This is a genomic window from Thiomicrorhabdus marina, assembly GCF_017571465.1.
Classification (GTDB): Bacteria; Pseudomonadota; Gammaproteobacteria; order Thiomicrospirales; family Thiomicrospiraceae; genus Thiomicrorhabdus; species Thiomicrorhabdus marina.
Map to the genome: position 1 here is coordinate 1 of NZ_JAGETV010000029.1, position 13,858 is coordinate 13,858.

Consider the following 13,858-nt stretch of genomic DNA (forward strand, 5'->3'; position numbering starts at 1 on the left):
CCATAGCGATGGCTATGCTTTGCGAAACCTGCCTAGAATTGACTGCTTCAAACACCTCGCTGAAGTCAATGGGGACTTATTCTGCGTTTCCCTAAGGATTAACTATGGAACTTGGCTCGGCCGAACACAAACAACTGTTGCGTAAAAGCATTTTCAAAGTCGCTTGGAAGACCGCTTCCATCGGCATTTTTCTCGGCATACTACTAATTATCCCGAGCTTAGTTCGAGAAAATAGCTTCTCAGCTGGGCTATCTTATGCAGGCTGGGCGATTATGCTCGGTTTTATCAGCTACGCATTGATCATCGCTTGGAAGAAATACCAAAAGGTGATGAAAGACTTTTAAGAACGGCTGAATAATCGTCGCACTTTGTTGCTGAGCAGCGTAGCAAAGTGCTTTGCATAAGTTTTTAGAAGCGCCCAACTAAAATGTTGACGACTTAACACGACACACAAAGCATCGCACCAAGCACCGTCCTTACTCGATGCATAGGCGGCTTTCTCCAAGCTTTCGCGTAAATTAGCATCAATTCCCATCTGTTGTTGCCACTGCAACCAACTATGTACTTGCGGTTGCAGATTCAGCCGCGCACAATACAGCCACAATTGCGGCGCTAATTGATTCGCTCGCTGTTGTGATTTAAGCCACTGCAACAATCGTTGACGCTGCCAGTAAAAATAGCCTATCGCCCACAACAGTAAAACCAAGCACACAGTTAAAAATGCCGCCAGCAAATACAGGCTGTATAGATGCCATGGCGCTAACACCCAAATTGATTGCTGCGGAGCTTGTTCAACCAATAGCTTACCGCTTTGTAAATCAAAATAACGCCACTGCCACTGCGGTAAAGCCGCCTCTCCAGTAGTCAGCAAACGCAAAGGAATACGCAACTGCGCTTGATTCAATTGATCTTCACTAAACTCGATACTCGGCGCAAACCACTCAAATTCCACATTTTTCGGCTGCTCCACCAATAACTGCTGCATCGCCGTTTTGAAATCCGTTTGACTCATCTGCGCACCGGAAATTTGCCACTGCCAATACAACAAATCGCCTTTTTGCCCCCACATCGGCATGGCTTGCGGTTGCAAATTCAACTGACCAAGCAAAACCTGTGGCGGTAAGAAACTCGGCAAAGGCTTAATGGTCAAATCGACCGGTCTATCAAAAAACTTCCAAGGGCGACTCGAACTCGGCTGTTGCACCACCACCGCCGGTGAATAAAAACGTTGCTGACGCTCAATATTCATCAACGGCACCTGCTCGACGGCAGCCGTGCCGGAAACCGCAGAATCAAACTCATCAAGTACCGAATCCTGTTTCGGCGCCTGCCATTGATACCAACTATCCAGTTCACCGACAATCTCGCCGCTCAATAAACTCTGTTGACCGAATGAGACCTGTAACCCCTCGGGATTTTTCTGCCACTCGTCTCCGGAAAACTTCGCTAACGACACGCGCAAACTGCTATCCGCCAACTTCACCTTAGCTTTCCAAGCCCATGACTGGCGCTGATAAACATATGGCTGTTGCCACCTATCCCAAGAGATATCGACCATTGAATTCGGCACCACCAAAATCTGACGACCGCTAAAATTCTCGCTCGCTGCCAACTCAAACTGCCCCAATTGATAAGGGTATAGATAGTAAGTCGCGCGCTCGCTGCCATGCGAATGCAACTCGACGGCAAAGTGTTCCTGCCACTGCTGCCACGGCAATTGGCTGAGCACATATTGCAAGGATTCGCCCTCGACCACACGAACTTTCAAACGCAAAGCCTCGCCTAATTTGATTTGGCTACCACTGACACTGACAAACGCCGCCTGTGCACTATTCACAACCGCACCTGTCAGCAATAACAAAATCAACATAATCATCGACAGAGAAATTCTTACCATGGCTGAACCCCCGGAATGGGATGGGTCTGCTCCTGCTCGGCATGGAAACCGGCTTCTGCCTCAAACAGTCGTTTCAACAGACGTTTCTGCTGGCTCTGCAAAGAGTCGATATCGCCGGCAAATTGCTGAGCATTTTTCAACTGTTCCTGCTCGCGAGCGATTTGTGCCGCAGCCGAATTTGCACTGTGCACCGTTTGACTGCTCATGCCTGCTTGCCCAAGCTGATAATTTCGATAACTGGTCTCTTGCGGCAACGGCGGCTTATCGCCACTGCGATTTCCACCTTCAGCATCGCCATCGGCACCGATACCCGCTTCATCGGACTGCGAATTATTCGGTTTTTGTCCACCATAGAAAGCGCCGTCTTGCTGACGTCCTTTACCACGATTCTCACCTTGCGCATCATCGCCTTGTTGCTCACCACGACCTCGATTCGCCAACTGTTGTGCGCGGCGTTGCTTAGCGATTTTCAAATTGTGTTCGGCTTGCGCAAACGGACTTTTATACAACAACGCCTGCTCATAAGCTTCAACCGCCGGTTGCGCCAAATCCGCTTTGTAATAACTGTTGCCAAGATTAAATAAGGCATAGGCACGTTCTGAGTCATCCGGCGCCAGCCACGCCGCTTGTCGGAAATAACGCACCGCCGAGACATAATCCTGCGCCTTATAAGCAGCAGCACCGGCTCCGAACCATGCACTGTAAGCTTGCGGCATCGAACCAAGCTCGGCACTCAAACCGACATAAGCTTGCTGTGCTTCGACAAACTCCTGATTCTGATATAGCTGATAAGCCTGTTGCTCTTCGCCCAAGACCTCTTGCGCCATCGCCTGCTGCGCGCCGAAAAGCAAGGCTGCCAGTAATAAAAACCATACGGCATGCGGCGCAATCGCCAACAACAATAACGCAAAGGCTAAACCGATAAACCATGGCGCGATATCCAACCATAACCACTGTTGCGATTGAATGCTCTGCGTTTGCGACGCGGCACGCAGCTGTTGCAACTGTTCTTGCAAGAAAGTTACATTGCCGTTGGAGCGCCAATAAACACCGTGTTTAGCGCGTTGTGCCCACTGTTGCAGACTCTGCTCCTGCAATGGCGAACTGACCGGTAAGCCTTGGAAGTGCTTAAAACCGGAAGGATGTTCCGCATCCGGCACCGGTTTAGCATCCAAAGAACCAATTCCTAGCATCCATAACTGCGTGCCGTCGTCGTTTAACCAGGCTTGCAGAGGCACATTTTGCACATGCTGCGGTAAATCAAGCGGTTCTAAAAACGGTGCCGCACCATCACTCAAGACCACAACCGCCTTGGCGCGATTTTGAATCTTACGAGCACTGTTTTGTGCAAACTGATTAATACGCAGATGTTGCAAAGCTTGGATAATCGCCGGTTCCAGCCAAGAGCCATCTAACGGCACCATACCCGGTTCGATATGCTGCAAATCCTGCACAATCAAGCTTTTATCAAACACCAATGGACTCACCAAGTGTGCACTACCGGAAAAGACCAATAAACCGACGCGATCCTGCGGCTGCAACTGTTTAGCGAAACTTTCTGCCAGCAGTTGTGCCTGTTCAAAACGGCTTACTTTTGGTTGCTCTTCAATCAGCATCGAGCTCGACAAATCCATCACTAACATAATATCGACGCCCTGTAACGGACTGCTCTGCTCGCTCTGCTGATAAATCTTCGGCCCGGCCAAGGCGATCACCAAACTGCACCACGCCAATAACAATCCCAAGACCGGCGACCAATACAGCAACTTTCTACCACCGCGCACCGCCGAAAACTGTAATTTCAACCACGGCCAAAGATGTTTATCGGCATAAGCTTGCTGGCTGGCCTGTTGACGCCACCAGCGCCAACTCAGCAAAAACAGCGGCAATAACAGCGCCCAAAGCCATTCCGGTTGTCGCCACGCCAACATCTCTAACCCACTCATTCAGCGCCCTCCTGCGGTCTAAACAACACCATTAACAGCAGATAGAGAATGAATAACAGCGCGCTTAGCTGTAAGAATTGCCAATAAACCGGTTGGAATGCGGTCTGCATCGGCGGCGCTTTCCACTGCACGCCTTCGGCTTGGTCGATTTTCTCCAACACTGTCTGCAATTCCTGACCGCTGCCGATTTGGTAAAAAGATCCGCCTGTTTGTTCGGCAATTGCCTGTAAGGTGTCGGCTTTTAACGGCTGGTACAACAAACCGCTGAATTGACGTTGGTCGGCCGCTTTTGAAGTCGAGCCGACGCCGATGGTGTAAATGGGAACCTGTAACAGCTGAGCATAGTCAATTGCCTGCTGCACCGGCAAGCGGCTCGGTTGGTTATCACCGTCGCTAATCAGCACCAACAAACGTTTTCGCTGTTCAGGGTTCTGAATCAGCAAACTGCCTTCTTGAGTCTGTTTCAACGCCAAGCCCAAGGCTTCGGCCATGGCTTCATCGGTTCGTCCGGCCAGATATGGACGCAATCGCTGTAGATATAAACGCGCGGCTTGTTGGTCGGCGCTAAGCCCCATTAAATTAAAGGCACTTTCGGCATACACAGTAATCGCAAAACGATTACCCGGCAGTTCGCGCATAAACTGATCGAGCACCTGTTTAACCGCGTCCATACGGGTTTGCGGCTGGCCGTTTTGTTGATAATCATTGAGCAGGAAAGAGGCCGAGGATTCGACCACAAACAGTAAGTCACGCACGGTTTTCTGCTGCGCTTGCGGCTCCGGCGGTAACGGCTGTTGCGGTTGTGCCAGTGCGGCAATCAAACTCAGTAAAATCGCGGCGCGTAATGCCTGTAATAAACCGCTCTGCCAAGACGCCAACTGACCGTTGTCTTTGCTCGGTGCCAAGCTAGATGCTTTTTCCGATTGCATCTGCGCCAACAAACTATGGCGTGCGCTTAATAACTTGGCAAAATGCCAATCCTGCCAGTCCAATAAACCCTGGCTCGGTTTAAGCAATGCATACAACCACAAGGCCGGTAATAACAATGCTAACCACAAGAACTGCGGTTCAGCAAAACTCCACGACTGCCACCAATTCGCCAAAGAGATCCACTCAGCGTTCATTCTTGCTCTCCGCTGATTGCTGACGCTTTAAAGAAGCTAAACGCTGCTTGATGAATTGATATGACACTGATAAAGGTTGCTTTACGCCTTGCCAATAAACGGCAAAAACCAAGCGCCAGTAAGTTTGACGAATCATCTTAATACTGTCGGCCAGCTGCTTTTGCTGTTCTTGAGAAAGCTTGTCGCGTTGGCTAGCAAAATGTCCAATAAGCTTAAGCTGTTGCTTGCTCATTTCCTGCTTGGCCTGAGGCAGAGAAGCAATAACGCTTAACCAATCCTGCAAAATACCAACCAGCTGCCATAAAGAAGCCGTCGGCTCTTGTTTCTGCCAAACCGAAAGTGCCTGCCACACTTGCCAAGCCCGCGACTTACGAAACCAACGCCATGCGACGAATAGAATCACTAACACCATTAGTATCAACAGCCAGCTAAACTCTAAAGCTCCTGCGATAGATTGTGGTTCAATTGGCGGCACAATATCAATCAATTCAGCCATTCTGCACCTCCGCCTTTACGCCTTCGGTATCCAATACACCGATACTGTGCACAAATAGCTGTTGATAGACCTTAGCCAAATCCAATAAGCCAAGTTGGGTGCTGACGGCCGAATAATTGGCGCCGCTTTGCGACAGCGACTGCTCTATCTGTTGGTAGTGCGACTGTGCCCAGACTTGATAAGCTTTGCGCGCCGCTAAACGATCTAATCGCAACGCCTTACCGAGACTGCCCACCAACTGCAAACCGGATGCCGACGGCAGTTCGACCTCGGCAGGGTCATATAGCCACAGAAATTGTAGATCGAGACGCCGTTGCCACACCGGCAACTGCTTGGCAAAGCTGCGATCATTCATTAAATCGTGTAGATCGCTGAGCAGAAAAACCCGACTGCCGGCATTCGCTTGGGTAAACAGCTTACTGAGCCCTTGCGCCAAAGAATATGATTCTGCACCCTGCTCAGACTGCCAGTAACTGGCAGGATGATTAAGTTGATTGAAGAGTGCCAAAACCAAGGAATGGCCGCGCAAATTGGCGAGCGGTAGACGCATACAATCATGCTCAGCCAGCACCCAAAGCTGTAAATCGACTTGGTTCTGCTGTGCTTGCCAAGCGATTAAAGCAGCCAAATTGAGCGCTTGCGAGATTTTGAACTGGCGGCGCGTGCCAAACCACATGCTTTCGCGCATATCGATTAACAAGCGCCACTGTGCCTGACGCGGCTCTTCAAAGCGACGACTAAAGGCCTCTCCGCTACGCGCCATCAAGCGCCAATCAAGATGGCGAATTTCATCACCCTGCGCATAAGGACGGCTTTCGGCAAACTCACTGCCGCTGCCCTGCATACGGCTACTTTGCGCACCGTTCAGAGCCTGTTGCGACAGATGTTTGCCCCAGTGTGGTTGCAGTTGCCACTGGTCAAGTTGCGCCAATAAAGCACGACTCTGTTCATCGCTCAGGGGCAAAAAATTCTCGGCATACATCGCAGCTTACCCTAGTCCAGCTTAGTCGCGGCTTTCATCCAAAACCGGAATCTGCACCAGTTCGATAATACGCTGAATGATTTGCTCGGCATCCCAGCCGTTGGCGTGCGCGGTAAAGCTCAGAATAATACGGTGACGCAGTACATCCGGCAGCATCTGCTGCACATCATCCGGGGTCACGAAGTCACGACCGTTCAACCACGCCCAAGCGCAACTGGCATGCAACAATGCCAAAGAGGCACGCGGTGAAGCACCGACTTGCAATACTTCCGCCATATCTCCATCCAATTCCGCCAAACGACGCGTAGCGGTAACCAACTGAACCATGTAAGCCTCAATCTGTTCACTGACATATTGTTCGGAAACTTGATGGCGCGCTTGCATCACCTGTTCAGGCGTTAGGCTGGTATTCAAACTGGCGTGGTCTTCGCCAAAGTGACGTTGACGGTCACGACGCAGGATTTCCAACTCCTCTTCCGGCGAAGGATAATCCAACATAATATGCAACATAAAACGGTCAAGCTGGGCTTCCGGCAATGGATAAGTGCCGTTTTGTTCCAGTGGGTTTTGCGTCGCCAACACCAAAAACATCTCCGGCAAGGTGCGGGTTTGACCGCCTGCGGTTACCTGTTTCTCGGCCATCGCTTCCAGTAAAGCGGACTGCACTTTCGGCGGCGCACGGTTGATTTCATCGGCAAGAACGATGTCATGGAAAATCGGCCCGTGCACAAACTTCAAAGCGCCGGAATCCTGATCCAAAACCTCAGAACCGACCACATCGCCCGGCATTAAATCCGGCGTAAATTGAATACGTTGAAAGCTGGAGTGAATGCCTTCGGCAAGCGCTTTAACCGCAGTGGTTTTCGCCAATCCCGGCGGCCCTTCTAACAGCACATGCCCGCCGGTTAAAACCGCGACCATCAGTTTATCCAATAGCGCTTCCTGACCAACAATCACCGATTGAAGGTGGCGCTTTAACGCCGCAAATTCCGCTTGAGCTGACATCTCTATTCCTCTGCTATTTGTCCCGATTCGGCAAAATTAAGTGTGACGTTCATATACTATTTATCGTTTCCCACGCTGTTATATTCATATTTTTGTGGGCGACGTTCGCCTGTCTTGCCGTAGAGAGCAATGATAGCATTGGCCGTGACGAAGTCGAGATTTTGATAGGCACTCAACGGCGTCAATATCAACTTTTGAGCTGCTCAAGAAAAAAGTTATCCCAACAATCCACAAGCTTATCCACAACAGCTAGTAAATTTTAGCTAAACTTACGCAAAATATAGTGGTACAAGCTATTCCAAAGCCAATTTCCCTAACATCAAGTAAACTACTTTCGGTAAATCACTTTTTCAGCGGCGAGATAAAATGGACTTTGATTCTGGAAATTCAGCCATAGCGCTAATTTTGCTTACTTTCGGCGGTTTATTCCTTATTGGTTTGATTGCGGATTTAATCGGTCGGCACACGCCCCTTCCTCGCGTCACCCTGCTGATTCTTACCGGCTTTCTCATCGGCCCTTCAGTGCTTGGCTGGTTACCTGACTTTACCCAAGACTGGTTCCCTATCCTGACCAATATCGCCCTATCAATGATCGGTTTTGAACTCGGTAAAAACCTGACTCGGCAAAAATTCAAAAGCATGGGGAAACCGATTATCGGCATCTCTCTGGCCGTAATGTTAATGACCTCTGTCGCTATGTTCACCGGGCTTTACCTTCTTGGCGTACCCATTGAAATCGCGCTGATTCTAGCCGGTATCGCTCCGGCTACCGCGCCAGCTCCAGTCGTTGATGTTGCTAATGAATTGAATGCTAAAGGCAGCTATACCGACACTTTACTCGGCATTGTTGCAGTGGATGATGCCTGGGGAATGCTGCTATTTGCTTTATTACTGGTGGTTGCTTCAGTGCTATCCGGCAATGGCGAAGTTTATAGCAGCCTTCAGCAAGGACTTTGGGAAGTATTCGGAGCCATACTTTTGGGGCTATTACTCGGTTTTCCAATGGCTTATATCAGTAGCCATATCTATCCCGGCAAAGCGACACAGGCCGAAGTGCTCGGCATCGTGCTCGTCTGTTCAGGTGCGGCCTTATACCTCGATGTCTCCTATATACTATCAGCCATGGTAATGGGCACCGTCGTCGCGAATTTCAGCCAAGACCATCAGGAACGCCCATTCAAAGAAATTGAAGCCATTCAGTGGCCAATGCTCATTCTGTTTTTCCTACTTGCCGGCTCGGCTCTGCAACTGGATGCTTTATGGCAGGCCGGTGCAATTGGCTTAGCATATATCGGACTACGACTGATCGGACGCATCAGTGGATCTTGGATTGGTGCGACTTGGGCAGGATGCAAAAATCCGCATTATCACTGGATGGGATTATCTTTGCTACCGCATGCAGGGATTCCCATCGGCATGACCTTATTAGCAGCTCAACATTTCCCGCAACACCAAGAACTACTGCTAGCGGTAATTCTCGGTGCTACCGTGGTGTTTGAATTGATTGGCCCAGCGATTACTCGACATATGATTCGCCAAGCAGGCGAAGCAAAATTCTTTATCGATGAATCGAAATTATAACGAGCCATTACCTAGGTGTATTACAGACCATTACCGCACGCAATGGCGCTGGATACCCTTCGATCGTTTTATTATGATCCTCGGGATCAAGGAAAGTCTCTAGAGAATTCCATTGCATCCAATCAGTAGTACGTTGCTCTTCAATGGAAGTCTGGTCAAGGTCGACACAGCGAACATTCAGGAAACCGCAACGACGTAACCAGATTTCCAACTCGGGCACTGAAGGTAAGAACCAAACATTGCGCATCTGTGCATAACGGTCATCAGGTACCAATAACTGCCCGAAAGATTCCGGCACCACCAAGGTTTCCAATACCAGCTCACCGCCCGGTTTCAGTTGCGCTTTCAGTTCATAGATATGATCAATCGGCGAGCGACGATGGTACAACACTCCCATAGAGAATACCGTATCGAAAGCGCCGCCCTTGGTTGAAACTGGCAACTGCTCCAAAGTCAGTGGCAAGAAATACGCAGGAACCTGCTCACCTATGAAATGCTTCATCACTAAGAACTGGTTCAGAAATAACAAACTCGGGTCAACGCCAACCGCTAATTCCGGCTCTTCGCCGGCCATGCGCCATAGATGATAACCACTACCGCAACCGATATCGAGCACTTTACGGCCTTTTAGCGGGGCTAGATGAGGACGCACACGCTGCCATTTCCAGTCGGAACGCCATTCGGTGTCAATAAAGATATCATGCACCGAATACGGGCCTTTACGCCATGGGTGAAAAACGCGTAAGGTCTGCTCTAATTCAGCTTTTTCCTCGGCATTTAAATCAGAATTATCTGCAACACTCACCGTATCACGGTTTAAATCATAGCTCTCTGCTTGCGGATATTGCTTAATTTGCTCCAACGCCGCCAACCAGCGGGGCAAGTTGCCATTGCCTTCCGGATGCAACGCCTCATCAATCATCGCCGGTAGCTGTTCACGCCAGATTTGTAGACGATCTTCCTCAAGATGTTGCCAAAAGCGCTCATAATGTTGTTTCACGTGAAAACTCCGAAATTAAAGGTCTGTTGTAAATTTGCGCGCAATTATAACGACTTATTTAATCGCAATAAACGAAGCGAAGTTATAGGCTTGAAACCAGATTCCAGCACTGCTGAAACCGACATCTTGCAATCGCTGTATATGGGTCTGTTCGGAATCTGAAATTAACACATTTTCCAACGACGAACGCTTCTGGCTAATCTCTAATTCTGAATAGCCATTAGCGCGTTTGAACTGCAAATGCATATGCTCGATACTTTTTTGCAAGGCATCATTATCGAAATGAATTTTTTCTGACAAAATCAACACACCACCCGGCACCAAACCATCATAAATTTTCTGCATTAGCGGCTGGCGCTGTTCTGGATCAATGAACTGTAAGGTAAAGTTAATCACCACCACCGAGGCATTACTGATTTCAAAATCACACATATCCGCACAATGCAGTTCGACCGGAATATCGGAATGGAAAGCATGCAAATACTCCTGAGCGCGCTTAACCATTGCCTCCGAAGTGTCCAGTGCAATAATAGAACAACTGGAGTCATCACTCAGAGAACGACGCATGGTTAAGGTTGCCGCCCCCAAGGAGCAACCCAAATCATATAAACGCGTGTTCGGTTGCGCGTGTAATTTGGTCAGCTCGCCAATGCCGGTCAAAATGGTCTGATAGCCCGGTACCGAACGCGAAATCATATCCGGAAAAACCGCAACTACCGATTCATCAAACTGGAAAGCGCCGACCGCTTCGTGCGCTTGGCTATAGATAGTGTCTTTTTGCGAAGGGATTTTCATGTTTTTTCCTCAACAGATTAGGCTTTTAATAACGCGCCGGGCGATTAGCTACCGCACTTAGATTCCAAGCTTTCGGGGTTTTGCTCGATTCCAATAAATTCTCAAATTCGTCGTCCAGCTCTGCAAAGAAATCAATACCGGTTCGCTCTTCAATTTCATCGATCGTGGTGACAAACTTACTCAAACTTGCATTGGCTTTTGCCGATTGCGGAAAGATAAACGCCAATGCATTCGCCGGTTGCACTTCTGTGCTCGGACGAATCAAGATTTTATAAAACGCTACTGGCACAGCCACTGACGAATTTTTCAACGTCTTTGGTTCAGAATCAAAAATCGGTCCAGTCACAACCCAAAACTCGCCGTATTTTTTCGAAAAGTCATTGGCAACCACTTCTTCCAAACGCTGCCACGACTTCTGGTTCAAATTCGGTTTTTGCGGGCTAATATTGGTCATGGTGAACGTATCCAACTGCGCCTGACGACCATAGCGGGTAGCAATCACATAATTCGGAGCCATATGACCGCGATCGTAACCCGAGCCGGTATAGTCATCATGGTCAGTACGGCTCAGTGAAAATGGTTCACTGCGGAAACGACTCGGACGCTTACCGGAATCGTATTTTTTCGCACCAACCTTATAGGTGACCCACAGCGGATTTTTTAAGGCTTCCGAATACTCGAGCATAAAACCGTCATAGCGCAAAATATGCGAAATACCGTAAGCCGGTTGCGGCTGAACAATCTCGGGCACCCCCATATACGCCATCTGCGGGCGCACATACCAACTTTCGTAGGCATACCAAATCGCCACACCAATTAGAGCGAAAATCCATAATTTAGGGTTACGAAGTAGTAGTTTAAAAAGAGGACGAAGCGCAGTCGATAGGTTCATAAAATTCAGTTTTAAGCAGTTGGTTAAATTGAGGCTTATTATACGAGATTCATAACCGATGCAGATGCTTGCATGAATAGATTAGTATATCGCTTATTTTTTAAGCAATTCGCTTGGCTCGTAGGTGAATATAACGCGCCATATTACGATAGGTCGGTTCACGGCAATAGCGGTACTCCAAATCGAGCAATTCCTGAGTGTCACTGTTTGCCAACGCTTCGCGGTTCATATAATCATGGAAAACGCGAATGCCGGTATGCACTTCAATTTCAAAGCCCCAACTTTTCAACCATTCGCAGACCACTTCAGGGATTTGCGGATTCGGCGGAGTCAACTTCTTACCCTTGCCAATATAGTCATCGGTCAATAAGAACGGCAGTCGCCAACCACCTTTTAAAGCATTATTAATCACCACCGAATTACGGTTGTAGAACAGTAATGACAGAGTTCCATCCGGTTTGACCTTGTCAGCCACTGTTTTCAACGTTTGCTGTGGCTCAGCCAACCACTCCAAAACAGCATGAAAAATCACTAAATCAAAATTGCCAATTTGCTCAGAAACCTCTTGCGCCGGTCCTTCAATAAAAGTCGCCTGCAAACCGGCTTCGGCAAAATTAGCTTTGGCTCTTAATAACATCTGATGCGACAAGTCGCACAAGGTCATCTCATGCCCCACTTCAGCAAACCACTGACCGACCTGGGCAAAACCACATCCTGCATCCCAAACGGTTAAAGGCTTACCATTTCTTAACGCATGCAAATCTTCTTTCAAGAGCGTTAATCGCCACTCTCCTTTTAGGGTCTCATAGACCTTTTTTTCAAATTTATCGACCAGTTTGTCGAAATTGCGGTCCTGCAATTTCTTATTGGAAGCGGATTTAGAATAGTGACTCATTATCGAAATTTTCTCGGCTACAGACTATTTTAAAGGTTTCAAGGAAGGGAAAATCAATCGGCATATTGTAGCCGAGTCATACGGCTAAGACTTGGACAGTTCAAGGTTTTACGCATAATTAACAAGAACTTATATAAATTTTACCTAACGCTAAAATTGATTTTTTTGATTATTCAGTAACCTGTAAGTTTCTGTATAAATATAGACTTGCGAATGGTACAGGCTCGAATTTTTCGAGAAAACCATTTTTTCACAACCTAATCAATTAAGGATCAAATAAAAGCAAAGTAAAAAATTATTGCAGCGCATGTTAAGGAAATGAGGAATAGGTTTCCTTAAGCCATCGCTAAAAAAACCTTGGAGGTTACAATGGCAACTGAAGTTTCACACAATCTCACCCAAGACCACTATACAGAGAGTGGCGAACATATTGTCTCACGCGGCCGTAGTGTTACCGATATTGGTTCATGGCTCAAAAAAGGCTGGATGGACATGGCACATGCTCCTGCCGCCTCACTTTTCTATGGCGCAATCATGGCGCTCTCGGTGCTATTGGTTTATACCAGCTTCCGCGAAACTCCGATTATGATGTTTAAAATTGCCACCTTCTTCGTCATGCTGACACCATTTTTGGCAACCGGCCTTTATGCGACTTCTTGCCAACTATCGCGTAATGAAAAACCGAATTTAACAAGCTCAATGTTCGCATGGCGTAATAACAAAGCGGAATTTGCATTTTTTGCCTTAATTCTTGGCGTAGTCATCGCTATCTGGGGTCGTATCACACCATTAATTGCCGCGATTGTTGAGTCCAACTCGCTATTGATTATCGATCCGAATCAAGGCGTAATGAGTTTCCTTACTTCTGATGCCGGTCAATCCTTTATGGTGTATTTCATGGTTGGCGCCGCATCACTGTCAGCGATTGTCTTTGCTTTAAGCGTGGTGACCATTCCATTGCTATTGCGTGACCACAATATTGGTGTTATTTCGGCAATGATTTTAAGCATGAAGGTGGTTATGCAAAACAAACTCGTAATGAGTGTTTGGGCACTAACCATCGGAATTTTGGTTAGCCTAGGTATTGTAACCTTTGGCTTAGCGATGTTAGTGGTAATGCCATTGCTCGGTTACGCATCATGGCATGCTTTCAATGATTTAATCGTAGTCGATGACAAGCGTGCGACAGACGACATTCAGCTTTAGATAATTATCTAATTCCCAATAAAAAACCCCGGTTGTGAT

The 13,858-nt window shown here is 48.0% G+C and carries 13 protein-coding genes; 3 read left to right on the plus strand and 10 right to left on the minus strand.

The window, feature by feature from the left end:
* Window positions 1-104 precede the first annotated feature (104 nt).
* Window positions 105-344, plus strand: coding sequence for a hypothetical protein (locus J3998_RS11385; RefSeq protein ID WP_208150794.1), 240 nt, complete (start codon window positions 105-107; stop codon window positions 342-344).
* Here J3998_RS11385 and J3998_RS11390 read toward each other — a convergent pair.
* From J3998_RS11390 to J3998_RS11415, 6 genes are read right to left on the minus strand one after another with little or no spacing between them, the layout of a single operon-like run.
* A complete protein-coding gene (locus J3998_RS11390; RefSeq protein ID WP_208150795.1) occupies window positions 341-1,897 on the minus strand; it encodes a hypothetical protein in 1,557 nt (518 codons plus the stop codon). The genes J3998_RS11385 and J3998_RS11390 overlap by 4 nt on opposite strands.
* Complete coding sequence (locus J3998_RS11395) at window positions 1,891-3,843, minus strand: vWA domain-containing protein (RefSeq protein WP_208150796.1); 1,953 nt, start codon at window positions 3,841-3,843, stop codon at window positions 1,891-1,893. Before J3998_RS11395 ends, J3998_RS11390 begins: the two co-directional genes overlap by 7 nt.
* On the minus strand, window positions 3,840-4,967 hold the full coding sequence (locus J3998_RS11400) for a vWA domain-containing protein (RefSeq protein ID WP_208150797.1): 1,128 nt from the start codon (window positions 4,965-4,967) through the stop codon (window positions 3,840-3,842). The genes J3998_RS11395 and J3998_RS11400 overlap by 4 nt, the downstream gene beginning before the upstream one ends.
* Window positions 4,957-5,463 (minus strand): hypothetical protein, encoded by a 507-nt coding sequence (locus tag J3998_RS11405; protein ID WP_208150798.1) that lies wholly within the window; start codon window positions 5,461-5,463, stop codon window positions 4,957-4,959. Before J3998_RS11405 ends, J3998_RS11400 begins: the two co-directional genes overlap by 11 nt.
* Window positions 5,456-6,445, minus strand: a complete 990-nt coding sequence (locus J3998_RS11410; protein WP_208150799.1) for a DUF58 domain-containing protein — start codon at window positions 6,443-6,445, stop codon at window positions 5,456-5,458. The genes J3998_RS11405 and J3998_RS11410 overlap by 8 nt, the downstream gene beginning before the upstream one ends.
* 21 nt (window positions 6,446-6,466) lie before the next feature.
* On the minus strand, window positions 6,467-7,450 hold the full coding sequence (locus J3998_RS11415) for an AAA family ATPase (RefSeq protein ID WP_208150800.1): 984 nt from the start codon (window positions 7,448-7,450) through the stop codon (window positions 6,467-6,469).
* A 366-nt stretch (window positions 7,451-7,816) separates the two neighbouring features.
* Between J3998_RS11415 and J3998_RS11420 the strand changes: the two genes are divergently transcribed.
* On the plus strand, window positions 7,817-9,031 hold the full coding sequence (locus J3998_RS11420) for a cation:proton antiporter (protein ID WP_208150801.1): 1,215 nt from the start codon (window positions 7,817-7,819) through the stop codon (window positions 9,029-9,031).
* A 7-nt stretch (window positions 9,032-9,038) separates the two neighbouring features.
* On the opposite strand, the gene cmoB is transcribed toward J3998_RS11420, so the two are convergent.
* From cmoB to J3998_RS11440, 4 genes are all read right to left on the minus strand, one after another.
* On the minus strand, window positions 9,039-10,031 hold the full coding sequence (gene cmoB, locus J3998_RS11425; RefSeq protein ID WP_208150802.1) for a tRNA 5-methoxyuridine(34)/uridine 5-oxyacetic acid(34) synthase CmoB: 993 nt from the start codon (window positions 10,029-10,031) through the stop codon (window positions 9,039-9,041).
* A gap of 54 nt (window positions 10,032-10,085) precedes the next feature.
* A complete protein-coding gene (gene cmoA / locus J3998_RS11430) occupies window positions 10,086-10,826 on the minus strand; it encodes a carboxy-S-adenosyl-L-methionine synthase CmoA (RefSeq protein WP_208150803.1) in 741 nt (246 codons plus the stop codon).
* Between the two features lie 25 nt (window positions 10,827-10,851).
* Window positions 10,852-11,718 (minus strand): DNA/RNA non-specific endonuclease, encoded by an 867-nt coding sequence (locus J3998_RS11435; RefSeq protein WP_208150804.1) that lies wholly within the window; start codon window positions 11,716-11,718, stop codon window positions 10,852-10,854.
* Window positions 11,719-11,818: 100 nt separating this feature from the next.
* The gene (locus J3998_RS11440; RefSeq protein ID WP_208150805.1) at window positions 11,819-12,613 is read right to left on the minus strand and encodes a methyltransferase domain-containing protein; all 795 of its coding nucleotides are present in this window, start codon (window positions 12,611-12,613) and stop codon (window positions 11,819-11,821) included.
* A 369-nt stretch (window positions 12,614-12,982) separates the two neighbouring features.
* On the opposite strand from J3998_RS11440, the gene J3998_RS11445 reads away from it, so the two are divergent.
* On the plus strand, window positions 12,983-13,819 hold the full coding sequence (locus J3998_RS11445; RefSeq protein ID WP_208150806.1) for a DUF2189 domain-containing protein: 837 nt from the start codon (window positions 12,983-12,985) through the stop codon (window positions 13,817-13,819).
* Window positions 13,820-13,858 lie beyond the last annotated feature (39 nt).